At 58.8% G+C, this 22,798-nt stretch carries 20 protein-coding genes; 4 read left to right on the top strand and 16 right to left on the bottom strand.

The genetic code is table 11. From position 1 onward, the window contains the following. Nucleotides 1–116 precede the first annotated feature (116 nt). Nucleotides 117–1,013, top strand: a complete 897-nt coding sequence (locus AAE029_RS04430) for a DMT family transporter (protein ID WP_371071598.1) — start codon at nt 117–119, stop codon at nt 1,011–1,013. A gap of 1 nt (nt 1,014) precedes the next feature. Here the strand turns inward: AAE029_RS04430 and AAE029_RS04425 are convergent, their stop codons facing one another. Beyond that, nucleotides 1,015–1,959: a LysR substrate-binding domain-containing protein gene (locus tag AAE029_RS04425; protein WP_371071597.1), complete on the bottom strand. Its 945-nt coding sequence runs from the start codon at nt 1,957–1,959 to the stop codon at nt 1,015–1,017. A gap of 914 nt (nt 1,960–2,873) precedes the next feature. Between AAE029_RS04425 and AAE029_RS04420 the strand changes: the two genes are divergently transcribed. Further along, nucleotides 2,874–3,539, top strand: coding sequence for a DUF1684 domain-containing protein (locus tag AAE029_RS04420; RefSeq protein WP_371071596.1), 666 nt, complete (start codon nt 2,874–2,876; stop codon nt 3,537–3,539). Nucleotides 3,540–3,739: 200 nt separating this feature from the next. Next, nucleotides 3,740–4,159: a GNAT family N-acetyltransferase gene (locus tag AAE029_RS04415; RefSeq protein ID WP_183926613.1), complete on the top strand. Its 420-nt coding sequence runs from the start codon at nt 3,740–3,742 to the stop codon at nt 4,157–4,159. 237 nt (nt 4,160–4,396) lie between these two features. Here AAE029_RS04415 and AAE029_RS04410 read toward each other — a convergent pair whose 3' ends face one another. From AAE029_RS04410 to dnaG, 14 genes are all read right to left on the bottom strand, one after another. After that, nucleotides 4,397–5,089, bottom strand: coding sequence for a B3/4 domain-containing protein (locus tag AAE029_RS04410; protein WP_371071595.1), 693 nt, complete (start codon nt 5,087–5,089; stop codon nt 4,397–4,399). A gap of 4 nt (nt 5,090–5,093) precedes the next feature. Beyond that, nucleotides 5,094–6,020, bottom strand: coding sequence for a DMT family transporter (locus AAE029_RS04405; RefSeq protein ID WP_371071594.1), 927 nt, complete (start codon nt 6,018–6,020; stop codon nt 5,094–5,096). An 81-nt stretch (nt 6,021–6,101) separates the two neighbouring features. Beyond that, nucleotides 6,102–6,911, bottom strand: coding sequence for an AraC family transcriptional regulator (locus tag AAE029_RS04400; RefSeq protein ID WP_371072090.1), 810 nt, complete (start codon nt 6,909–6,911; stop codon nt 6,102–6,104). 27 nt (nt 6,912–6,938) lie between these two features. Beyond that, a complete protein-coding gene (locus AAE029_RS04395) occupies nt 6,939–7,337 on the bottom strand; it encodes a DUF427 domain-containing protein (RefSeq protein ID WP_371071593.1) in 399 nt (132 codons plus the stop codon). 90 nt (nt 7,338–7,427) lie between these two features. Beyond that, nucleotides 7,428–8,366, bottom strand: coding sequence for a 2-dehydropantoate 2-reductase (panE, locus tag AAE029_RS04390; protein WP_371071592.1), 939 nt, complete (start codon nt 8,364–8,366; stop codon nt 7,428–7,430). A gap of 197 nt (nt 8,367–8,563) precedes the next feature. After that, nucleotides 8,564–9,589, bottom strand: coding sequence for a DUF930 domain-containing protein (locus tag AAE029_RS04385; protein WP_371071591.1), 1,026 nt, complete (start codon nt 9,587–9,589; stop codon nt 8,564–8,566). 103 nt (nt 9,590–9,692) lie between these two features. Continuing rightward, entirely contained in the window at nt 9,693–10,415 is a 723-nt protein-coding gene (locus tag AAE029_RS04380) for a DUF930 domain-containing protein (RefSeq protein WP_371071590.1), read from the bottom strand. Between the two features lie 199 nt (nt 10,416–10,614). Continuing rightward, nucleotides 10,615–10,908, bottom strand: coding sequence for a GYD domain-containing protein (locus AAE029_RS04375; protein ID WP_371071589.1), 294 nt, complete (start codon nt 10,906–10,908; stop codon nt 10,615–10,617). Between the two features lie 207 nt (nt 10,909–11,115). Continuing rightward, nucleotides 11,116–13,170, bottom strand: a complete 2,055-nt coding sequence (gene rpoD / locus AAE029_RS04370) for an RNA polymerase sigma factor RpoD (RefSeq protein ID WP_371071588.1) — start codon at nt 13,168–13,170, stop codon at nt 11,116–11,118. A gap of 492 nt (nt 13,171–13,662) precedes the next feature. Continuing rightward, nucleotides 13,663–14,700 (bottom strand): L-threonine 3-dehydrogenase, encoded by a 1,038-nt coding sequence (gene tdh, locus AAE029_RS04365; protein WP_371071587.1) that lies wholly within the window; start codon nt 14,698–14,700, stop codon nt 13,663–13,665. A gap of 21 nt (nt 14,701–14,721) precedes the next feature. Next, on the bottom strand, nt 14,722–15,909 hold the full coding sequence (locus tag AAE029_RS04360) for a glycine C-acetyltransferase (protein WP_371071586.1): 1,188 nt from the start codon (nt 15,907–15,909) through the stop codon (nt 14,722–14,724). Nucleotides 15,910–16,051: 142 nt separating this feature from the next. Beyond that, entirely contained in the window at nt 16,052–16,783 is a 732-nt protein-coding gene (locus tag AAE029_RS04355; RefSeq protein ID WP_371071585.1) for a class I SAM-dependent methyltransferase, read from the bottom strand. A 46-nt stretch (nt 16,784–16,829) separates the two neighbouring features. Then, the gene (gene recQ, locus AAE029_RS04350) at nt 16,830–18,704 is read right to left on the bottom strand and encodes a DNA helicase RecQ (protein WP_371071584.1); all 1,875 of its coding nucleotides are present in this window, start codon (nt 18,702–18,704) and stop codon (nt 16,830–16,832) included. A gap of 101 nt (nt 18,705–18,805) precedes the next feature. Continuing rightward, nucleotides 18,806–20,818, bottom strand: a complete 2,013-nt coding sequence (dnaG, locus tag AAE029_RS04345) for a DNA primase (RefSeq protein WP_371071583.1) — start codon at nt 20,816–20,818, stop codon at nt 18,806–18,808. A 562-nt stretch (nt 20,819–21,380) separates the two neighbouring features. On the opposite strand from dnaG, the gene AAE029_RS04340 reads away from it, so the two are divergent. Further along, a complete protein-coding gene (locus tag AAE029_RS04340) occupies nt 21,381–22,268 on the top strand; it encodes a hypothetical protein (RefSeq protein ID WP_371071582.1) in 888 nt (295 codons plus the stop codon). A 78-nt stretch (nt 22,269–22,346) separates the two neighbouring features. Here AAE029_RS04340 and AAE029_RS04335 read toward each other — a convergent pair whose 3' ends face one another. Beyond that, nucleotides 22,347–22,796 (bottom strand): GatB/YqeY domain-containing protein, encoded by a 450-nt coding sequence (locus AAE029_RS04335; RefSeq protein WP_371072089.1) that lies wholly within the window; start codon nt 22,794–22,796, stop codon nt 22,347–22,349. Nucleotides 22,797–22,798: the final 2 nt, after the last annotated feature.

The following is a 22,798-nucleotide window of genomic DNA, read 5'->3' as shown; positions in this document are numbered from 1 at the left end:
CTCATCAATTCTGATAATTTTCTCGATCGGCGATTGTCTCGGGAAAGATTCTTCTGTTACGTGCAAGGGATGAACGCCGCCCCGCCGGCAGTCGAAACCTGCATCAGGCCCTCCCCGTGTCCCAAACCATTTCCTCCGTCTCCGGTCCAACCATCCAAAGCCGTCTCGCCCTCCTGGCATTGCTGCTCGGCGGCGTCGCAATCGGTGGGTCGCCGATTTTCGTCAGATTGTCGGAAGTCGGCCCCCTGGCGACGGCCTTCTGGCGCGTAACTCTCGCATTGATCCCTCTTTTCATCGTCTCGGTCGCGCAGCGGCGGCAGTCTGTGGCTCGACCGACGCGTCTTGCCGACTACGCCATGCTTGTTCTGCCCGGAGTCTTTCTTGCCGTCGACCTTGCGACCTGGCATCTCGCAATCGGCCTCACGTCCGTGGCGAATGCAACCCTGCTCGCCAATCTCGCGCCGGTATTCGTGACATTGATCGGCTGGCTGCTGTTCCGTTCCGCGGTGACAAAGATATTCCTGTCTGGACTCATGATTGCGATCGCGGGCGTGGTGATCCTGAAGGGTGGTCCCTTGGCGCTTGGAAACGGCGACATGCGTGGAGACGGCCTCGCAGTGCTCGCAGCCGCATGCTACGCCGGATACATCCTTGCGATCGGGCGCCTGCGCAGCCGCTTCGACACGCTTCGGATCATGCTGTGGAGCTCAGCGGCCGCGGCTGTCTGCATCTTCCCGATCGTGATTGCTTTCGAAGGGAATCTGTTTCCGGCCACGCTCCACGGTTGGGCCGTCCTCTTCGGCCTCGCATTCATCAGCCATGCGGGCGGACAGGTGGCGATCACCTATGCGCTGGCCTATCTGCCGGCCGCTTTCTCCTCCCTGACGCTGCTCCTGCAACCGGTCGTCGCGGCAGTTCTGGCCTGGCTTCTGCTCGGCGAGACAATCGGGACCATGCAGGCAATCGGCGGCATCATCGTTTTAACTGGAATATTGATCGCGCGGCGCGGCTAAACTAACGATAGCGCCGGGAGTCCTCATCACGCTTTCCGGCCTCGGACATCAGCCAATTTCTAAAGAGTGCGGCCGCGCGGTTCTGCAAAGCACCTCGCGGAAAGATCAAATTGTAGCTCACCGTCGCAGGCTGAACTTCCACGAAGCAACGAACCAGCCTGCGCGCAGCAAGATCCGATGCCACGAGAGAGCTCCGCACTAACGCGAAGCCCTGGCCCGAGCGGCAGGCATCCAGCATTTCCTCGAGGGAAGAGTAGACAAGACTGTTCTCGACCGCCTGGGTTATATCAAAATCCTTCACGTGTGGGTCACCCGGTATTGTAATCTGCTCGTACCATCGCTGCCAGTCCAGCACGGTGTGACGCATTCCGGCATAGCGCAGAAGCGGCGCCGCCTTTATCGCACCCCTGCTTGGCAACCGCTCCACGATTTCAGGCGCGCAGACGACGAACTCTTCCTCCACCAGCAACTTCTCGGAAATGAGACCCGCTCCGCCCTCCCCGAGCCAGATCGCCAGATCGACGCCTCCCGCCGCGAAATCCGGCCGCCGATAACCCACCACCATCTTCACTTCCACATCGGGATTACGCCGGCAGAAATCCTGTAGCCTCGGAGCGAGCCATTGGCTGGAGAATTCAGGCATCGCCGAGAGTGTCAAGGCACGGTTCGAGAGGCTCGCTCGCGCCTGATACAGTGATGCCTCGAGCTGCGATACCGCTTGTGAGATGGCCGGATGCAGTCGGGCGCCGAGCACTGTCAACTGCGCGCCGGTTCGGCCGCGCTCGAAAAGCTTGCCTCCTATCCAGCCCTCAAGTTGCGAGATCTGATGGCTGATGGCCGTTTGCGTGAGGCCAACGCGCTCGGCCGCGCGACCGAACCCACCCGTTTCAACGATGGCACAAAACGCCTGCAGCGTGGGAAGCGGCGGGAGCGGTCTCTTTCCCATGAAAATCCTTCATGATAATGAGGCAGATGCTTCATTATACATCATCCGCTTGGTCCTGTATCTCCTCATAAAGGGTGATATGATGGACACACCGGATGAATAGGCCGCATGAAAATATTGAAAACTACTCCCTTGTCCGGCTATCGAATTTCATTTTGCGGACATGGAGAAAAGCAAAGCCGGAGAAAAGGCAAAGCGCCGCGGAGCTGAGTGCCCATCTCAAACGTGACATCGGCATCGAGACCGTAGAGAGCAGGCCGAGGAAGTAGACGCCTTCACTTGCTGACAAGCAAAGCCTAGCCTACAGGGCAATCCCGCCAATCCACGGTCTCTTTGTAGGTTGTTTGGCGCCGCCGTCGCCCACCTTCCCTCATTTTTGTGCCCGTCACAGGAACCCAGGCGCCGTGCGTCGGCACGGCGAAAGGACTCCTGTCAGCTGACCTCTTCGAGAGGTTTCGTTTGGCCTCGGTATCCACCCCACTCCGCCATCCTCGGGGCCCGACCCGAGGATCCAAGCACAAGCGGCCGAAGACATGGATCCTCGCTCAAGGGCGAGGATGACGGAGTGTGCGGGATAGCGTGGGCAAAGTCCGCCCCTCTCGATCTAAGGACAGGGCTATCTCAACGACGAGCTTCCTCCATCTATCTGCCCGGCATCGCGAAAAGCGAGTCTTCCGCGCCGTGGACACAGCGCTGCTGGATTCCTGTGACAGGCACAAGAATGAGGAGAGAGAGGCGTATCCCAGTGGTGACCGCGGAGAGACGTTGGTTGCCGCGCTTCGTGCAGCGGTTAGCACTCGCACCTACCGTGTCATCCCGGTCTTAGTCCTGACGTAAGCGGTGTTTAGACCGCACCTTTCGGATCAGTGCGTGATTGATTAAAGTTGCGCCGCGATGATTGGGCGAGCGTTTCGATGAACAAGAGCGGCGAAATTTCCGACATGGGAGGAAATTATTTGAACGAGACTCAACAACTGTGGGAATGGCGCGAGAAGATCGCAAATCTCTACTACGAGGTACGTTCTAGCCCGGACGTGGTTGCTGCCTGGGGGCTTTGGTGCGACACCCGTTCGACCCTGTTTCGCGACCATCCTCAGTCGCCAATTGAATCGGCGGACCGCAAGACGTTCGAAGGGCCGACGACATTTTCTTATGATCCCTCGTTGCGCTTGACGGTACAGCTTGTCCCGGTAACGCCGGAACGGATCACCGTCGCAACAGGAGTGGATGGTGACCTGTCGATGCATGCGTTCTCCCGTACAACGGGGCTGGAGGCCAGATTGGGTGGCGAATTAACCCTTTACTGGATTGAGGGGTACGGCGGTGGCGTGTTCCTGCCGTTTGTCGACGCGACCTCAGGGACCGAGACGTATGGTGGTGGCCGATATCTCCTCGACACCATCAAGGGAGCGGATCTCGGAGTTGTCCGTCCAGACGGCGCACTGGTGCTCGATTTCAACTTCTCCTATTTTCCTTCGTGCGCCTATTCTTCCCGCTATGTCTGTCCATTAGCGCCATCGGGCAATCGACTGAAAGGCGCGGTGAGAGCCGGAGAACGGCTACCTGTCTCGAAACGATAAGTCGTGCCTGCTTCCTCCGTCTCCAATTATTTGGGCGGATTCCGTTCTTCGTTAGCGCTGGTTGCCTCGCATCTTGACCATGCGCGTATTGCCGTTTCGAATAATACCGCTGTGACAGAGATGGCAAAAATGCGCCAATTGCGGTCATTGCACCCCGATGGACCGCCCCTATAATCGTTCTACTGCGAGAGGCTGCTGATTTGAAGCTGGTACGGGTATCGAGCCAATCTGAATGGGAGGCGTATCATCAGATTCGACGGCATGTGCTGTTCGATCTGCGCGGATTGTCTGGATACGACGATCACCATCCTGACGACAGAAAGCCGGAGCATCTTCCGCTGATTTTTGTCGATGGCAATGAGTGCGTCGGTGCCGTCCGTCTTGATCTCACTGGGAACGGGAATGGGGTGGTTCGCACGGTTGCAATCGTTGCGGAGCGCCAGCGGCAAGGTATCGGCCGAGCCATGATGACCGCCGTCGAGAGACTAGCCATGGCTCACGAGGCAGTCAGGCTAGAAGCCCACGCAGCGCCCGACGCAGTGGGTTTCTATTACAAAATTGGCTGGGAAATTGTCGATGCACACCGGCCTAATCCTCTTATGGCAAAGCTTTTGAAATGACCGCTTATGGGTCGACAGCGGAACTCAGCCGTGTGTTCGCTCCGTACCCTCCATGGAGAAACTCCCATTGCTCTCCATGGAAAGCCGATCACAGATCAGATCATGAAGGACAACGTGGGAGTGAAACACCGGTTACGTCCTGACGCTAAGCTGGGCTGCTACACCCTTGCGCTGCTTTTCATGGAACCGGCTTCATTCGTGGATCATGCGGACAACCTCGTGAGAACTCACATCTAGTCAGAAATCAAATCTCGGCGATGCTTGGTTCAATATCCCGCTCTTGGCCGCCGAAGACCAGAGCTCGCCAATTTCTTCTTTGATAGCCGCAACGAGCTTGGCGACGTCTTCAGCCGCCGAAGCATGCATTGCTTCGGCGACAATCAGCGCTGCGCTGGTTCCTTCACCAACGGCCGAATAGCCGCTCTGCCGGTTCGTCCAGCGCCGGGCATGCGCCCGTCCCTCCCCGTCCGCGAAGATCACCTCAAGGACGCTCGGATGTTCCGTTTCGCCGGCAAAGGTAAGATACGTCTCATGGCCTTGGGCATGCCGCACTTCCAGATGGTCGGCTATTCTTGAAACGTCGAAAACGGCAATGGGGATGGCAAAGGCAAGTGAAATCGCGTTGCAAAGATCGACGAGCGGATGAAGCTGCGGTAGCGATTTTTCCTGCCGGAAACGCCGCAGGAGCGCCTCTGAGGCGCAGCGATATTGAGTAGGCTTCAGCCCCATCCGTGCAAAGGTCCGCCGCCACGCCTGGATCTCCGGAAATTCGCCTTCCGGTCCCATTGCCAACCGGGCCGCTGCGGCCGCCTGAAATTCTTCGATCCGGAGACCAACCGATACGTTCTTGCCGATGCCTTCGGCAAAGACCACCCCTGCAACCAGTTCGGGGAACTCTCTCCAGATCTCGTTCGAGTGACGGAAGTGCATAGTTCTACTTCTCCTTGAGGAGGTGCCTGCCATTGATCGATGGCACCGTACGAACCTTGCCTGGCGCCATAAAAGCCAAGCTCAAAATGGCGGCGAGAACGCAGCCGATGCCGATCAACTGATTTGTGCCAATCGGCTCCGCAAGAAACAAACCGGCGAATGTGACGGCCGACGCCGGCGCGAACGCCGTGAAAAGCGAGGCTTCGCTGCCGCTCACGCGCGCCGCGCCTGCATACCAGAGCAAGAAGCCGCCGACGGTGGGAACGAGAGCGTAATAAACGATTGCTGAGATGACCTCGGCAGAAAGCGCATCACGACCGGGCGCTTCAAAAAACGCTGGAATCGCCGCAATTATCAGACCGACACCGGTCATGATTGCAGAGAGCGCCAGCGGCTGCAACTCAGCCTGCAGTCGCTTGTTCAGCAGAATGAACAAGGCTTCACATATGACGGCGGCGAAGATCAGTGCGTTGCCCGCTAAGGAATGATCGCCGGCATTGCTGGGAGTAAGGGCAATCATGAAAACACCGGCTGCGGCAAGGGCAATCGCCATCAGCAGGAAGCGATGCGGCCGCTCGCCGAGGACAAGAACGGCCGTTGCTGCCGAAACCGCAGGAAGCGTCCCGATAATGACTCCGGCATCTGCGGCCGATGACAGCCGCAGCCCGGAAATCAAAAATGTCGTGTAGCCGACGCTGCCGGCGCCGGCCTGCGCGATCAGGATGAGCCAGCTACGAAAGGGCAGCTTCGGCAACTCCGTCCCCTTCAGCCGCATCAACAGGATGAAGATCGGAAGGGCGATAGCGAAGCGCAGTGCGGTTGCGGTGAAGGGCGGCAATCCCGAGGCAATAATCTTGCTGGCAATCACCGTGCTTCCGACCAGCACCATCGCCAGCGCAAGATAGAGATATCCCTGAATCCGTTTCGACATGACGCCTTCTCGATTGGATGGCGCCAGAAGAACTCAAGAGAAGTTCCTGGTCTTGAACGAAATTGCAGGCGATCGAGTAGGTCAGCTTACGGCTTCGGCATAGACGCCCGGCGAGATGCCGTAGTTGCGGACGAAGACGCGCGTCATATGGCTCTGGTCCGCGAAGCCACTGACAAGAGCCGCCTCAGCGAGAGCCGTACCCTTGGCGATAAGTCGCCGCGCGAGATGGACGCGCCGCTGAACGAGATAGGCATGCGGCGTCAGTCCGGTGACCCTTGCAAAAGCGCGTAGCACCTGAAATCGGTTGAGACCGCTCACGCGCGCCAGATCCGACAGGGTCACGGTTGCGGTCGGATCATCGTCGATCAGGCCTCGCGCCAACCTTATGGACTCCGGAACCCCCGTCTCGCCTTCAGCCTCGGTCTGATCGCACATGACGTCAGCGACAAGCCGCAGGAACAGTTCATCGCGCTGAAGGGAATCCGGGGAGCCCTCTGTATCGATTGCGGCGGAGAAAAGGCTGTCGAACCGCGCTGCGATGGCTGCCTCATGGATAACCGGCCGTGGGATCTCGACGGCCCGACTTCTCCCCTCGGTGACATCGCAAACGACGTCACCAATCAAGCCAGGCTCGAAATAAAGAATACGCCACCAACGATCGTCGCCGATCGGCGCGCCGTCATGGACTTCGTTGGGATTGACGGTGATGACATCGCCGGCACCGGCCTCCACCATGCCGCGGCCGCTCAGCGACTTCTGCGCGCCGCGATAGATGACGCCGATGCCGAATTGCTCATGCGTATGTCGGGGAAAGCTGTGGCGCGTCTCCGCCTCCACCGCCTCCACTCCGGCGATGGCGCAGCGATATAGCCTGAATCTGCCGCGCGTCATTTTCGCCATTTCGTTATCCGGTGGAGTCTAGAACTGTCCCGCCTCAGGCGCCGGCAATTCCTCGATACCATCAACGCGGTCCGGATAGAAAGCAAGATGATCCTTGATCTCTCTAACGGAGTCATAGGGCGTCTCATAGGTCCAGACGGCATTCTTCGACCGATCGCCACCAAGTGGAATACTGTAATAGGAGCAATCGCCCTTGTAAGGGCAATAGGTCTCGTGGTCCGTGCGCTCCAGAAGCGACATGTCGACGTCCTTGCGCGGAATGTAGTGGACGGGCGGATAGGATGCCTCGCGCAGCGTCAGCACATTGCGGCTGTCGGCAATCGTGCGGCCCGCGAGGGTCACGACCACCCGCGACGGATTGTGATCGACTGTGATCGGATGATCCGGCCCCGGAATCTTGATGGCCTTGGCGGTCATGGATGTCTCCTCTCTTAGCTTTGAGGCTTCGACCCGATCAATATAGGGTGGAGACTGGCTCCAACCAAAAGGCTGCCGCATTCGAAATGCTCAGCCCTGCCCGCCCTCTCGCTGCCGCCGGGCCTCATAGGCTTTCAGATGCGTATAGGCGATGTTGAGCATGGCATAGGACGCGCGCTTATGCGGATCGGCGCGCGCGAGCATATCGCCGATGATCTGGTCCCCCTCGATGCGGGCGCCGGCTTCGATGTCGCGCAACATCGACGCCGTGATCGGCGAGCCAGCCTGCATCAGGAATCCATTGGAACGCTCGATGACCGACTGCTCCATCGGAAAGCCCCGCACCGCGGCAATTTCCAGGCATTCCGAAACCAGCCTCAGGGCAAGCTCGGCGCCGCCGGCCGCGACATAGTCGCCGATCGAAGAACGCATCAGGCAGGTTATCCCGGCAAGGGAGGCGATGAATATCCATTTCGCCCACATATCCCTAAGAATATTGGTGCTTGCCTCGACATCGAACCCGGCACCCGACAAAACTTCGGTGATCGCCTGGATCCTCGCCGGCATGCCACCACGACGATCGCCGAAGGTGATGCGATGCGCTTCGTTCAAATGCAGGATCGTACCGTCCGGGCCAATCGTCGACGATATGAAGCATGCGCCACCGAGCACGGCTTCAGCACCGAAACGCGCCTCCAGCCGCTCGATATGCGCCATGCCATTCAGCGTCGGCAGGATCGCGGTCTGCGAGCCCACGGCCGGGGCGAACGAATCCATTGCGTCGTCGAGGTCATAGGCCTTGCAGCTGAGAAGCACGAGATCGAAGGTCTCATTGAGGGTGTCGGTGGTCACAAGCTTCGGCATGGGAATATGCGCGTCGCCCGTTGGGCTGCGGATGATCAGGCCACTCTTGCGTAGGAGCTCTGCCCGCTTCGGCCGGACGAGAAAGGTCACGTCCCTGCCCGCGGCTGTCAGCCTGCCGCCGAAATATCCGCCGATACCACCGGCGCCGACTACGAGGATCCGCATGATTGAATGTCCCGTTGTTTCATTGTGACGATTGACGACAAACACCATCGCGCAAAGGAAGCCGACGTCAAGAAAGTGGCATGCCGATCAGTGGCAGAACAACCTTCGATATGAAATCACAGGCCGATAATCGATAGCAATGATCCATAGCCGATTAGTCAGCTCTGCGACCAATATTGCCTGAATAATAAATGCGCTCAATCCAGAGGAAAGCCGCGGCTTTTCCACTCGCTTTTCGGCACCGCATTACCAACGGCATATGAGAAGGAAACCACTTTTGTCGCATCCGCATCCACGTCGCATCTAAAACTTAGGTTGTACCAGCGACCGCGATCTCGAAACGCATCGCGCCTTACGTTGTCGGCTCCAGCGGGAGGAAAAGGCACTATGTCCGGCTGATACTCAGCATATTGGAGCTGCGACCGAAGCTCGGTTACACAGAGCAGTTTGATGCGTTTGCCTGGTGACAATTTGCCTATTGCAGTTCTGATCCGTGGATCAGAGATGGCGTCTGGCGAAAACAGGGTCTTGGCTTCGGTAAGTTTCTCGTCCTGCACGGGTTTAGCGTCCAGCGATTTCGGTGATGCCAATGTTTCTTTTTCTTCGGGCTTTATCTCTTTCATCGGCTTTTCCGGTTCCAATTGCGTCTTGGCCTCATCCGTCCCTTCAGCATCCGGGCCATTCTTTTCGGCATGGACCTCAGCAACCTCAACCTCGGGCAGCCTGACATCCTGAGGGACGGGACGTGCCGAAGGCTGGTTCTCCGCAGATTTCGGCTGTTCGGCTTCAGTCAGCGGCTGCTCGGCAGGCTTTCTGTCTTCCGGCTTCGTTATAGCAACAGGGGGGGTCCTTGCCTCCGGTTGTTGCAACCCAGTGTCCTTCGGCCCGAATTCGTATACCGGCCGCGCTGTACTCAGCGCAGGCTTGGGCGCGGCCGGATCTCCAGGCTGAGGCTTCTCCCCTTCCGATGGCGCAGAAGTGTCTTGTGGCGGCGGCGCTGGCGGCGGTTTCTGAGCCTCCTCCTTCGGCTTCTCTTCCGCCGCTTTCTCTTCCGGCTTATCTTCAGGGGGCACGAGATCGACGTTAACGGTCTCTTCCTCAGGCGGCGATTGCAGGTCGGGCAACTTGACCAGGAAGAAGGCGACAGCAGCGACATGCAGCACAACCGAGGCAAAAACGCCCCAGCCGATACCTTTCCGCCGCTTCTCCGATACCTGGTTCATGCTGCACGACCATGATGACAGCTTCGCATGTGGGCCGAAACCGACCGGCATCAAGCCTTAAAGCCAGAAAACGACGGAATGACGCCTATGAGCAACAACCGACCTAATCATCCGGTCCATCCTCGGCGACGAGATCATGCGCCTGCCATTCGCCTTCTGGAATAGGAGCGCCAATGGCAAAGGCGAATGAGACGACCTTGCCGGAACGGGCATCGAGCGCGCATTTGAACTTGAGGCCATACCACTTTTTCCCGGCCCGAAAGGCGCCGCCCTTCACCTCGACGCCATCTGCCGTCACCTTCTCGGCCGCCATCGCATAAGGGGCGACCAGATCGGCCGGTGGCCCAGATTGGGAACGGCTGATCTGCTCCAGCGCCTCGAGATCACAGAGCTGGAGATTCCGCTCCGCAGCGGAAAGCTGTCGGAGCGCTTCCCGCGCGTGCTTGCTGCGTGGATTGGACAGCACCTTCTCCGAGAAGAACTGCTTTGCCTCGGTGAATTCCCTTTCTTTTACAGCGGGAGGCAAAATAGGCGGTACGTCCTTCGCCGGCGCTTTGGATGGATTAGGCTCCCTTGGGGGCGGCTCGCTAGGCGTGATCTCCGGCTTCTGCAGCACCTCCTTCGGAGTTGCGCGCTCCGGGGTAACGACAGGAAGGCTGGGCGCCGACACGATCTGAACGGTTATGCCCTCTTCCGGCGGCGCCGTCTGAGATCCGAGGTGCGGAAGGAAGAGCAGAAGAAGCAGGCAGACAATAAGGTGCAGTCCCAGCGATGCCGGAACGCTCCAGCCGACCTCCCTCCGCAACTGCTCTTCCGCCAATTCCATTGGCTAGAACGGGAACCTTGAATGACCTACATCAGGTGACGAACGCCTAGACGTTTTCATCAATAGCCCTTGCCAATGAAAAGTCGGACGACCACGATCAGGCAGACGTCCGACAGCCAGATTTCTCAGCGCCGCAACAGTCTCACCGTCACGGGAGTTCCGCAACGGCTATAATCATCGCTGTTCTATCGGCTTGTCTTTATCCGAGCGATGTTATGATTTCACGATAAGCAGCTTCCGGAAACGACTTCAGGGTGCGCGTGCGCACATTGCCGGCGGTGCTGAGAGAAAGAATGAAACGCGCCATCACCGCATCGTCCGGCGCCTCGCAGACGGCAACCATGTCATGATCACCCATGGTAAGATAGAAGTCCTTGAAGGAACCACCCATCTCTCCCAGCGCCTTCTTGGCCGCGTCGAGCCGTTTCGGCGAATCCCGTACGCTCTTTATGCCTTGCTCCGTCCAATTGATAAGCAGGATATAAGTGGCCATTTCACACCTCCCAACGGAGGGCTTGGTCCACGCAGGCGTGTGTGGCGTCTCCCCGCGCGCCGCGATCGCTCCCTTCGCCCCCGTTTGCAAGAAGCATAATAAACTTGTCACCGAGAAGGGACAAGTAAACTGGTCACAGCGGCACGGCTTAAACTAAAAAGCCGGGCGCGAGGCCCGGCTTTCAATCGACGTAACATCGCCGAATGATCAGCTGTCGAGGAAGCTTCTGAGCTTGCGCGACCGGCTCGGATGCTTGAGCTTGCGCAGAGCCTTTGCCTCAATCTGACGGATGCGCTCGCGCGTGACCGAGAACTGCTGGCCGACCTCTTCGAGCGTATGGTCGGTGTTCATGCCGATGCCGAAGCGCATGCGCAGAACACGCTCCTCACGTGGCGTCAGGGAGGCCAGAACGCGGGTCGTCGTCTCGCGCAGGTTCGCCTGGATGGCCGCATCGATCGGCAGCAGCGCATTCTTGTCCTCGATGAAATCGCCGAGGTGAGAATCTTCTTCGTCACCGACCGGTGTCTCGAGCGAGATCGGCTCCTTGGCGATCTTCAGGACCTTGCGGACCTTTTCGAGCGGCATCGCCAGCTTTTCGGCCAGTTCTTCCGGCGTCGGTTCGCGGCCGATCTCATGCAGCATCTGGCGCGAGGTACGGACGATCTTGTTGATCGTCTCGATCATGTGCACCGGAATGCGGATCGTGCGGGCCTGGTCGGCGATCGAGCGGGTGATCGCCTGCCGGATCCACCATGTCGCATAGGTGGAGAACTTGTACCCGCGGCGGTACTCGAACTTGTCGACCGCCTTCATCAGGCCGATATTGCCTTCCTGAATAAGATCAAGGAACTGCAGGCCTCGGTTCGTGTACTTCTTCGCGATGGAGATGACGAGGCGAAGGTTCGCTTCGACCATTTCCTTCTTGGCGATGCGCGCCTCGCGCTCGCCCTTCTGCACCATGTGCACGATACGGCGGAATTCCGAGATCGAGATACCGGTTTCGGTCGCGAGATTCTGGATCTCCTGGCGGATATCCCGGATCGTCGTGTTCTCGCTCTTGGCGAATTCCTTCCAGCCGCGGGCAGCCAGATTGCCGATCGACTTCATCCAGTTCGGATCGAGCTCGGCGCCCTGATACTGTTCAAGGAACGAGTCGCGCTTGACGCCATAGGATTCCGCCAGACGCAGCAGACGGCCTTCGTTCTGTACGAGGCGCTTATTGATGTCGTAGAGCTGCTCGACCAGCGCATCGATGCGGTTCTGGTTCAGCGACAGAGACTTGACGGCCTTGATAAGCTCATCCTTGAGCTCCTTGTAGCGACGCTCCTGGGCGGACGACAGGGTACCGGAAGCAGACAGCCGCTGCTCGACCTGCTGATCCTGCAGCTTGCGCAGTTTCTTGTAGGTCTCGGCGATATTGTCGAGCGTCACCATCACCTGCGGACGAAGCTCGGCTTCCATGGCAGCGAGCGAGAGGCTGGATTCGTCTTCGTCCTCCTCCTCTTCCTCGACCGGCATTCCTTCGCCGCCGACATCGGTGATGTCATCATCACCCGAACGGGTGCGGCGCGCCTTTTCCTTCTCTTCCGCAGCCTTCCGATCAGCCTCGATCTTTTCCGGGCTCTGGAACTGCGGCGCAGCCTTGGCCTCAGGACCCGAATAGGTCGTCTCGAGGTCGATAATCTCCCGTAGCAGCGTCGTGCCTTCGTTGAGTTCGTCGCGCCAGATGATCAGCGCCTGGAATGTCAGCGGGCTTTCGCAGAGGCCCGCGATCATGGTTTCGCGGCCGGCCTCGATGCGCTTTGCGATGGCAATTTCGCCTTCGCGGGAAAGCAGCTCGACCGAACCCATCTCGCGCAGATACATGCGCACTGGATCGTCCGTACGATCGGCCGGCTCCTTGCGCTTGGTGGTCGCCAGTGCGGAACCGCCAACGGAGGCGAGCTCGCCGCCTTCACCGTCCTCGTCGCCGCCGGCATCGTCCTCGTCACCGCCCGCAGCGCCCGCCTCTTCGACCTCTTCATCCTCAACGACGTTGATGCCCATATCGGAAAGCATCGCCATCGTGTCTTCGATCTGTTCGGACGTGACTTCCTCGGACGGAAGGACGGCGTTGAGCTCGTCCATCGTCACGTAGCCGCGCTTCTTCGCGGCCTTGATCATCTTCTTGACCGCGTCATCGGAAAGATCGAGAAGGGGGCCGTCGGTGGCGCCGTCGCGTTCGACTTCTGCTTCTTCGTTCTCTTTGACCTTGGTTGCCATCTATATCGTCGCTTTCCCTGACGCTTCAAACACTATGCGATGAATGGTCGCCTTATGGCCCGGCGCATCTGCGCACCAGCCGCGACTCACCTTCACTCAGCTAACGGATTGACCTTTAATGCCCGATTAACCACTATTGCCGGCACAAGACAGCAAAGCTGGATTGCTATTGTATTTCCGGCCATGGTTGTGCGATCCGCCTTGACCCAATTCACCGCTTAAGCCAAACGGTGATTCCCACAATTTTTGTTCTCGTCAAGCTTTTCCAGCAAAAAAGCCTGCGAAAAACCGGAAAAAGCCTTTTCCACAGGCTTCGCCCGCCCAACAATTGACCCCTAATTTAGGAAGGGGTTACCAGATGACAAGGGCGCGCGATCCCTGAGTGATGCCATAGGGACTATTTTTTCAGTGGATCGATCTTAGGAAGCGGACGATGACGGGACCCCGCGGCTTAAATTCTTCGAACTTCAGCTGTTCTTCCCGTCGAAATGATTACATCCAGTCCATCACAACCTTGCCGGAGTTACCCGAGCGCATCGCTTCGAATCCATCGCGGAAATCGTCGATGCCGATGCGATGCGTAATGACGGGAGAAAGGTCAAGCCCACCTTGGACGAAGGCGATCATCTTGTACCAGGTCTCGAACATCTCGCGGCCGTAGATGCCCTTCAGGTTCAGCATCTTGAAGATGACCTTGTTCCAGTCGATCTCGAACCCGGCAGGCGCGATCCCGAGAATGGCAATCTTGCCGCCATTGTTCATCTTGTCGATCATGTCGCGAAAGGCGGGTGCAGCACCGGACATTTCCAGGCCGACGTCGAAACCCTCGGTCATGCCGATTGCCTTCATCACATCGGCAAGATTTTCCTTCGACGCGTCGACGACGTAGTCGATCCCGAGCTTGCGGGCGAGCGCCAGCCGGTGAGGATTGATATCGGTGATGACGACCTTGCGCGCGCCCGAGCGCTTGGCGACCAAGGCCCCCATGATACCGATCGGCCCTGCGCCCGTGACCAGAACATCTTCACCGACGAGGTCGAACGAGAGCGCGGTATGGACGGCATTGCCGAAAGGATCGAAGATTGCCGCGATTTCGTCCGGGATATCGGCGGGGATCGGCACGACGTTGGACTCAGGGATACAGACGAACTCACCGAAGGAACCCGGTCGGTTAACGCCGACCCCTTGCGTGTTGCGGCACAAATGCCCCCTGCCCGCGCGGCAATTGCGGCATTTGCCGCAAACGATATGTCCCTCCCCGGAGACACGCTCGCCGACATGATACTTAGTGACCGCCGAGCCGATCTCTGCGATCTCCCCGCAAAATTCATGACCGACGACCATCGGCACCGGAATGGTCTTCTGCGCCCACTGGTCCCAGTTCCAAATGTGGACATCGGTACCGCAGATCGCCGATTTCTTGACCCGGATCAGGACATCGTTGGGGCCGACCTCCGGCACCGGCACGTGCTCCATCCAAAGCCCGACTTCAGGTTTCGATTTGACCAGCGCCTTCATCATGTTCGACATGATCCAGTCTCTCCAATGACTTTAAATAACACCGAGCTCGCGGCCGACCTCTGCAAACGTGGCGATGGCGCGCTCGACATCGGCTTTTGAATGCGCCGCCGACATTTGCGTGCGGATACGCGCCTGCCCCTTCGGAACGACAGGGAAGGAAAAGCCAATGACATAGACACCCTTTTTCAGCATCAGCGCTGCCATATCCTGCGCAAGCTTCGCATCGCCAAGCATGACCGGAATGATCGGATGGCCTTCGCCCGCGAGCGTGAAGCCAAGTTTCGTCATCTCCGAGCGGAAGAGATCGGCATTGTCGAAAAGACGCTGGCGCAATCCGTCGCCGTGCTCGATCAGATCGAAGATCTTGAGCGAAGCGCTGGCGATCACCGGCGCCAGAGTGTTGGAAAAGAGGTAGGGTCGGGAACGCTGTCGCAGCCAATCGACCACTTCCGCCTTGGCCGAAGTATATCCGCCGGAAGCGCCGCCGAGCGCCTTGCCGAGCGTACCGGTGATGATGTCGATCCGGCCTTCGACGCCGCAATGTTCAGCCGAGCCACGACCGTGCCGGCCGACGAAGCCGACCGCATGACTGTCGTCCACCATGACCAGCGCACCGTATTTCTCCGCGAGATCGCACACGCCCCGCAGATTGGCGATGATGCCGTCCATCGAGAAGACGCCGTCGGTTGCAATTAGCTTGAAACGGCAGCCTTCGGCCTTTTTCAGCTCTTCTTCCAACGCTGCCATGTCATTGTTCGCATAGCGAAAGCGCTTGGCCTTCGAGAGCCGGACGCCGTCGATGATCGAGGCATGGTTCAGCGCGTCGGATATGATCGCATCCTCTTCACTGAGCAGCGTCTCGAACAATCCGCCATTGGCGTCGAAGCAAGAAGAATAGAGGATCGTATCTTCCATTCCGAGGAAGGAAGAGATGCGCGCCTCGAGCTGCTTGTGCTCCTCCTGCGTACCACAGATGAAGCGCACAGAGGCCATGCCATAGCCATAGCGATCGAGCGCCTTCTTGGCGGCTTCCGCGAGCTCTTCATTGTCGGCGAGACCGAGATAGTTGTTGGCGCAGAAATTCAGCACCCGCTCGCCGCCGGCGACGACAATCTCGCCGGCCTGCTTGGACGTGATGACGCGCTCGGATTTATAGAGCCCCGCGGACTTCAGTCCGTCGAGTTCGGAGCGGAGATGGGAGAGAAAGCTGGAGGTCATTGGGTGGCCGCTTCTTTTTGATATTCCCGAATGCCTGTCGAGTATCACATCGGCGATATCTTGTCTTGCAAACAGCGCGACGAAAAACGCCTCTACAGTACTCGTTACGGCCGCAGACCCAGGCCGTCCGTATCAGTGCGCCTCAAGAGCGCTGGACGGCTATCAGGAGAAACATCGGGCGATCCAGCTCCTCCTCCCAGCCCGGATTTTGCAGCAATTGATCAGCAGTCGGGCGCCACTCCTCGACATGCCGGACGGTGAAGCCGGCGGCAATCAGGCTGTTCAAGGTGGTGCCGATCGTCCGGTGCTGCTTGACGACGCCCTTGGCGAGCCAGTCCGTCCTACGGCTTCCCTCGACCGAATAGTGGTCCAGGGGCCAGACCCTGCGACCTTGCCCGTCGATTGTCCATTCCGGATTGGACGGCGCCATATAGATCGGATGTTCGATCGTGAAGACAAAATCGGCCCCGGGCACGAGTGCGCGATGGATTGTCGCAACGAGCTTCCCGAAGTCTTCGATGTAGTGAAACGCCAGCGAGCTATAGGCGAAATCGAAAGCCTCCTCGGGCAAGCGCAGATGTTCGAGATCCGCAATCTCGTAGGCAACTGCCGCATCGGACGTCTCTGCCCTGGCTCTGGCGATCATATTCTCCGATATGTCCAGTCCCAGCACGCTAGCCGCGCCTTGCGCCATCGCGAAGCGGCAGAACCAGCCGAAGCCGCAACCGAGATCGACGATGCGCTTGCCGGAAAGATCAGGCAGCAGCGCCCGAATCGATTGCCATTCCGCTGCTCCATCCAGGCCATGCACCGAACGGCTGAGCTGGCTGTAACCTTCGAAAAATTCCGGCGTGTCGTAGATATTCTGGGCCATGACTGCATCCTTTCAGGCAGTCTTTATAGATCGCCCTTTCGCGACCTCAAGAGTCATGTGCGAGGATGATCTCCAGAAACGCATCGCCATAGCGCTCCAGCTTTGCCTGCCCGACTCCGGAAATGGAAAGCAGCTCCTTGCGGCTGCGCGGTCGTTCGGTGGCAAAGGCAATCAACGTCGCATCCGGGAAGACGACGTAAGGCGGAACGCTAAGGGATTTTGCAATCGACATCCGCTCGGCGCGCAAAGCCTCGAAGAGACCGGTATCGGCGCCTGAAAGACCGGATCGTCGCTCCACGCGCGCCGCCTTCTTCGTGCGGCGCTCGGAGTTGGGGCGGTCCTTACGGAAGAAAACCTCCCGCTCACGCTTGAAGACAGCACGGGCCTCCGGTTCCAGCTTCAATGCGCCGAAGGCATCGTGATCCACGCGGACCAGGCACATGGCAAGCAGTTGGCGAAAGACGGATTGCCAGTTGCGCGCAGGAATATCGCTGCCCGCGCCGAAGACCGGCATGGTCGTATGGCCGAAGCGTTCGGTCTTTTCGTTGACGTTGCCGACGAGCACGTCGATGACATGGCCCGTGCCAAAACGCTCGCCCGTCCGATAAACCGCCGCAAGCGCCTTGATGGCCGCTTCCGTGCCGTTCCACGTTTCGACGGGTTTCAGGCAGGTGTCGCAGCTACCGCAATTGCCCGAATGCGCTTCGCCGAAATGGCCAAGGATCGCCTGGCGGCGGCAGCTCGCCGTTTCGCAGATGGCAAGCAACGCATTGAGCTTCGAGCGCTCGATGCGCTTGATTTCCTCGGCAGCACCGCCTTCGTCGATCATGCGCCGGCGCTGGATGACATCCGCCATGCCGTAGGCCATCCAGACTTCGGAAGGCAGGCCGTCGCGTCCGGCCCGCCCGGTCTCCTGATAATAGGCCTCGACGGAACCGGGCAGATCGAGGTGGGCGACATACCGCACATTCGGCTTATCGATCCCCATGCCGAAGGCGACGGTCGCGACGAGGCAGAGTTCATCCTCCTTCAGGAAGGCATCCTGATTGGCGTCGCGCAAGGCCCTGTCCATGCCCGCGTGATAGGGCAGTGCCCGAATACCCTGCCCGCTCAGCCATTCGGCCGTATCCTCAACTTTGGCCCGCGACAGGCAATAGACAATGCCGCTATTGCCCTTGTGCCCGGATAGGAAACGGAGCAGTTGCTGACGCGGCTGATCGCGTTCGACGATTTCATAGCTAATGTTCGGTCGGTCGAAGCTGGTCGTGAAAACCCTGGCATCGTTCAGCGCCAGCCGCTCTATGATGTCGTCTCGCGTGTGCGGATCGGCCGTCGCCGTCAGTGCGATGCGGGGCACCCCCGGATAGTATTCGGCAAGCTTGCCGAGTTCGCGATATTCCGGCCTGAAATCATGCCCCCACTGGGAAACACAATGGGCCTCGTCGATGGCAAAGAGGGCGATTGTCGCGTTGCCGATCATATCGCGAAAACCATCCATCAGGATACGTTCGGGGGTTACATAGAGCAGATCGAGCGCGCCCCGGGAAAGCGCGCGGCGAACCTCGATTGCCTCCTCACGCGACAGCGAGGAATTCAGGGCCGCCGCCCGGATGCCGAGTTGCTTCAAGGCCTCGACCTGATCGCGCATCAGTGCGATGAGCGGAGAGACGACAATGCCGACGCCGCCCCGGCAAAGGGCCGGTATCTGGAAGCAGAGCGATTTGCCGGCACCGGTCGGAAACAGCACGACCGCATCACCGCCGGAAACGACGTGATCGACGACGTCCTGCTGCTTTCCGCGAAAAGCCGGATAGCCGTAGACTTGTTTCAGGATATTGAGAGGATCCTTTGAAGCGGAAGGATCGCCAAAGAGGGCGTTTTCGACCGAAAAACTCCGATCATCTCTGCTCGATTGTGACATCCTGCCCTTTCCGTCGGAATCGCCAGGACATCGTCATCGTTAGCAGCAGGATTGCAAGACCTCGACCGACAATTCCGCCCAAATCAGTTGACTGCAACCCGTTACGAGCTTACCGCCGCCCCCTTTACACGACCGGACAATACGCCGAAGCCGTCGATGATCGCCTCCTGATTTTCAAGGCGCAGGCCTTCCAGATGCACCTCCTGCAGGGCCCGCATGAGTTGCTCGATCCGTTCGCCGTCACCGGCTTCCGTCGCGTCGGCAATCTCCCGTTCGAGCTCGATCTTCTGCCAGCGAAGCGCCTTTGAGCGCTTGTGAAGAGCCAGCGCCTGTCGGTAACCTTCGCGCGCGTCCTCGGTGGCGGCTTGCTCCGTCGCCGTCCAGAGACGGGCATTGCGGACCTGCTGCTCAAGATTCTTGAGAAGGACCCCAAACCCCTGCCCCTCCAGCAGCTCCAGAAGCTGGTCGCGGGAGACTTGCGGACCGGCCGCCGCGGCCAGCATGACCGACCACAGCCGCTGAAGCTCGCGGCTTTCATATTCGATGACGGCGATTTCGTCATACTCATCCCGCAGGAGCTGCGGGTGGTTGACGACCGTGAGCGCAAGTACGCTTTCGCGCAGCGCCGGAAGATCCTGAGGACCGCGCACGAGGGCGGATCGCGCGAGCCGATCGGAAACGCCGCCTCCCAGCCCCGCCCCCTGCGGCCCCCGTCCCTGGTTCGTTTGCCGGCCAAAAGACCGGCCGCCGCGCTCGAAGCCACGACGTTCGCCATTCCTGTTCTGGAAGTGCGGCTGGAAAAAAGCGTTCAGCCGGTCGCGCATGTCCTGTTGGTAATGACGGCGCACATTCTCATCCGCAATGACAGCAACCAGCTGCTTCAGACGCGCTTCCAGTTCTGCACGGCTTTCCGGCGTATCGAATTTGCCAGTATTTATCTCGCGGCTCCAGATCATTTCCGCTAGCGGACGGGCTTGCGCCAGCACCCTGTCGAAAGGTGCTCGCCCCTCCTGGCGGACAAGATCGTCTGGATCCTTGCCATCAGGCAGCAATGCAAAACGCACCGAACGACCCGGTTTCAAATGCGGCAATGCCAGGTCCGCGGCTCGGTTGGCGGCCCGGATGCCGGCCCCGTCACCATCGAAGCAAAGCGTTGGCTGCGGCGTCATCTTCCAGAGCAGATCGAGCTGGTTTTCCGTAAGCGCCGTGCCGAGTGGCGCGACCGCATTTTCCACGCCGGCCTGGTGCAGCGCGATCACGTCCATATAGCCTTCGACGGCAATAATCGTCCCCGCGGCACCTTCTTCATGCCCAGTGCTGCCAGTGCGACCTGCTCCCTGCGCAGCCCGACGCGCGCGAGCGAAATTGTAGAGGACATTGCCCTTGTGAAAGAGCTCGGTCTCGTTGGAGTTGAGATACTTCGCCGGCGCATCGGGTGACAGCGCACGGCCGCCAAAGGCGATGACCTTCTCCCGTGAGGACAGGATCGGGAACATGATGCGGTCCCGGAACCGATCGTAGGATACGGGAACATCCGGACCGTGCACGACGAGGCCGCAGGCCTCGATCTGCTCCTTGGCAATTCCCTTGCCGGCCAAATATTCCTTGAGCGCGTTGCGGCTGTCGGGCGCGTAACCGAGACGGAAGGTCTCGATTGTGCGGCCCGTCAGGCCTCGGTCGCGAAGATAGGCGCGCGCCTTGGCGCCGCTCGCAGTCTGGAGTTGATCCTGAAAGAAGCGCGTCGCGAGCTCCATGACGTCGAACAGCGAAGTGCGCTCTTTCTCTCGCCTCTCGGCAACCGGATCGGATTGAGGCATGGCGACGCCCGCCATGTCGGCGATCTGCTGCACTGCCTCCGGGAAACTCAGTCCTTCGAGATCCGTCAAAAAGCGGAAATGATCGCCGGTCACACCGCAACCGAAGCAATGATAGCGACCCTTGCGGTCCTCGCAGTGAAAACTCGGTGATTTCTCGCCGTGAAACGGGCAGCAGGCCCAGTAATCGCCGCGTGACGTATTGGTCTTCTTGCGGTCCCAGGTGACACGACGGCCGATCACGTCCGAAATCGGAACGCGGTCACGGATCTCGTCGAGAAACGAATTGGAAAAGCGCATGAATACCTCTGCTATCCTCTCCATATACGCAGGAAAGGAACTCCTGGCCACGAAACTTGTCGATTGAGCCCGCTATTCACAGGGGCATTGCAGATAACGATTGTCAAAGGGCAGATTGCCCTGCTTTCGAGGCGAACCGAGCTTCCTGGCGAGACCGAGTCAGCTGAAGCCGCGCAAGTCTGTTACTGATGGTGGCACATTTGCGGCATCCCGAAATCACGAATTATTATATTTTTGTAATTTGAAAATGCTACGGCAGCGCAATATGGTTTTCTCAACAGACGATCCCCTGGCAAGGCACCATCCCTACCCCCGGCGCCGCCTTGCAAGGGTGCCTTTGCAACAAACCGTGCGATTTGGGCTCGGCCCTGCGTCATCGTTCGGAGCAAAGTGCAAGAAGGCAGGAGTGCCCCCAACTCCTGCCTTCTTTATTTTTTCCGGCACAGTTGTATTTTCATAACGCCCTGCGCTAACCGCAACAGGACAGCGGTCCTGTCAGCCGATGTATTGACAGCCTATATTTTCCCAGTAATGAATTTTGTCTTATTCGGACGAAAATATAATGCCTTTAGCCGCAAAAGATCTCAGAAACAGCCGCAGTTTTTTCGTGACATTTCTACGCGGCGCGCAAGAACTGATCGCCATCTACCGTGAAAGTCCACGCATTGGCTCCATTTTCGCGGCTCAGCAACGATGGCTGATGGCGCATGCGGGCTTCGCGCTCTATTACGGTTATCCGGACGATCCGCGCTCGGGGCTTTATTCCGAGCGCTTTGCGGAATTCGTCCTTAAACACCGGATTGCAAGCCGAAATACGGGAGCTGCCTTCCTCCAGGAAATGCTGGCCTATCGTTTCGTGCGTCCGATGCCCAATCCACCGGATCGCCGGACGCGCCTCCTCGAGCCAAGCGAAACCGCCGTCGAGTATTTTCACAAATGGCTTCATCTGCATCTTTTGCTTCTCGATGGCCTCGACCAGGGGCACAGGGCTGAGACGTTAGCGGCCAGTCCAGCAACATTCGGCATAATGCAGCCACTGATTGCAAAAGAGATCATCGACAGCGATGCCATCAGGAATCCGGGCGCCGCGTTCAATCTCTTCAACTGGGCCAACTCCGGGGGCCTCGTCATGGACTACCTGATGTCCCGGATCGACCCATCAGAACCCGAGCTGCACGATAGGAGGATCGTTATCGGTCCGATTTCCATGCGGGAGATTAGCGACGGGTTCATGATTTCCAATACGCACCTGAAACGGCTGATAAGCCAGGCAGTCGGCATGGGAAGCCTGGGCTGGATGGAAACGGCCGGCAAAAGCAACCTTTGGATATCCGGTGATTTCGTCGCGGAATATTGGAGCTATCAGGCGGAAAAATTCGCCGTCGTTGACGCCGTGGCCGAAGCGGTATTGGGAACACCGTACCAGCAGGCTGCGGGACCGGCCTTTTAGGCAGTTCGTAGGAGGTGACAAGCGGCTCCGCAGTTCCGATGGAAGCCGAGCCGCTCTAATAAGGTCGGTCTTCGACCTTTACTTCAACAACTCCTTGAGCACAGCGGAAGCCTTGGCGAAATCCATCTGACCCGGATAGCGTTCCTTAAGCACAGCCATGCATTTGCCCATGTCACGCAGGCCCTGCGCTCCGATTTCGGAAATAACGGCCGCACAGAGCTCGCGGACTTTCTCTTCCGGAATCTGCTCCGGCATGAAGCTCTGGATGACGGTAATCTCCGCCCGCTCCTGCTCCGCCAGTTCGGAGCGTTTCGCCTCGTCGTAGATCTTTGCCGATTCCTCGCGCTGCTTGATCATCTTGGCAAGTATCTGCATGATCTCATCGTCGCTGGCAGGTTCCTTGCCAGTGCCGCGATTGGCAATATCGCGATCCTTGATGGCCGCCTGTATCAGCCGGATGGTCGAAAGCTTGGTCGTTTCCTTGGCTTTCAAGGCACCCTTGAGGGCATTGGCGAGCGTATCACGCATCA

Origin of the sequence: Sinorhizobium sp. CB7, assembly GCF_041357635.1 — a bacterium.
In the GTDB taxonomy this organism is placed as follows: domain Bacteria; phylum Pseudomonadota; class Alphaproteobacteria; order Rhizobiales; family Rhizobiaceae; genus Rhizobium.
Note: the sequence above shows the minus strand (reverse complement) of the source record. Positions and strands in the feature narration are given on the sequence as shown.

What these genes read in the sequence shown, in the direction of transcription:
- dnaG (WP_371071583.1), bottom strand. Translation starts at nt 20,818, where the DNA reads ATGCGCTTTTCCAATTCGTTTCTCGACGAGATCCGTGACCGCGTTCCG.
- rpoD (WP_371071588.1), bottom strand. Translation starts at nt 13,170, where the DNA reads ATGGCAACCAAGGTCAAAGAGAACGAAGAAGCAGAAGTCGAACGCGAC.
- AAE029_RS04355 (WP_371071585.1), bottom strand. Translation starts at nt 16,783, where the DNA reads ATGGCCCAGAATATCTACGACACGCCGGAATTTTTCGAAGGTTACAGC.
- AAE029_RS04335 (WP_371072089.1), bottom strand. Translation starts at nt 22,796, where the DNA reads ATGCGTGATACGCTCGCCAATGCCCTCAAGGGTGCCTTGAAAGCCAAG.
- AAE029_RS04380 (WP_371071590.1), bottom strand. Translation starts at nt 10,415, where the DNA reads ATGGAATTGGCGGAAGAGCAGTTGCGGAGGGAGGTCGGCTGGAGCGTT.
- AAE029_RS04405 (WP_371071594.1), bottom strand. Translation starts at nt 6,020, where the DNA reads ATGTCGAAACGGATTCAGGGATATCTCTATCTTGCGCTGGCGATGGTG.
- recQ (WP_371071584.1), bottom strand. Translation starts at nt 18,704, where the DNA reads ATGTCACAATCGAGCAGAGATGATCGGAGTTTTTCGGTCGAAAACGCC.
- AAE029_RS04375 (WP_371071589.1), bottom strand. Translation starts at nt 10,908, where the DNA reads ATGGCCACTTATATCCTGCTTATCAATTGGACGGAGCAAGGCATAAAG.
- AAE029_RS04385 (WP_371071591.1), bottom strand. Translation starts at nt 9,589, where the DNA reads ATGAACCAGGTATCGGAGAAGCGGCGGAAAGGTATCGGCTGGGGCGTT.
- AAE029_RS04400 (WP_371072090.1), bottom strand. Translation starts at nt 6,911, where the DNA reads ATGACGCGCGGCAGATTCAGGCTATATCGCTGCGCCATCGCCGGAGTG.
- AAE029_RS04360 (WP_371071586.1), bottom strand. Translation starts at nt 15,909, where the DNA reads ATGACCTCCAGCTTTCTCTCCCATCTCCGCTCCGAACTCGACGGACTG.
- AAE029_RS04425 (WP_371071597.1), bottom strand. Translation starts at nt 1,959, where the DNA reads ATGGGAAAGAGACCGCTCCCGCCGCTTCCCACGCTGCAGGCGTTTTGT.
- AAE029_RS04420 (WP_371071596.1), top strand. Translation starts at nt 2,874, where the DNA reads ATGAACAAGAGCGGCGAAATTTCCGACATGGGAGGAAATTATTTGAAC.
- panE (WP_371071592.1), bottom strand. Translation starts at nt 8,366, where the DNA reads ATGCGGATCCTCGTAGTCGGCGCCGGTGGTATCGGCGGATATTTCGGC.
- AAE029_RS04340 (WP_371071582.1), top strand. Translation starts at nt 21,381, where the DNA reads ATGCCTTTAGCCGCAAAAGATCTCAGAAACAGCCGCAGTTTTTTCGTG.
- AAE029_RS04395 (WP_371071593.1), bottom strand. Translation starts at nt 7,337, where the DNA reads ATGACCGCCAAGGCCATCAAGATTCCGGGGCCGGATCATCCGATCACA.
- tdh (WP_371071587.1), bottom strand. Translation starts at nt 14,700, where the DNA reads ATGTCGAACATGATGAAGGCGCTGGTCAAATCGAAACCTGAAGTCGGG.
- AAE029_RS04410 (WP_371071595.1), bottom strand. Translation starts at nt 5,089, where the DNA reads ATGCACTTCCGTCACTCGAACGAGATCTGGAGAGAGTTCCCCGAACTG.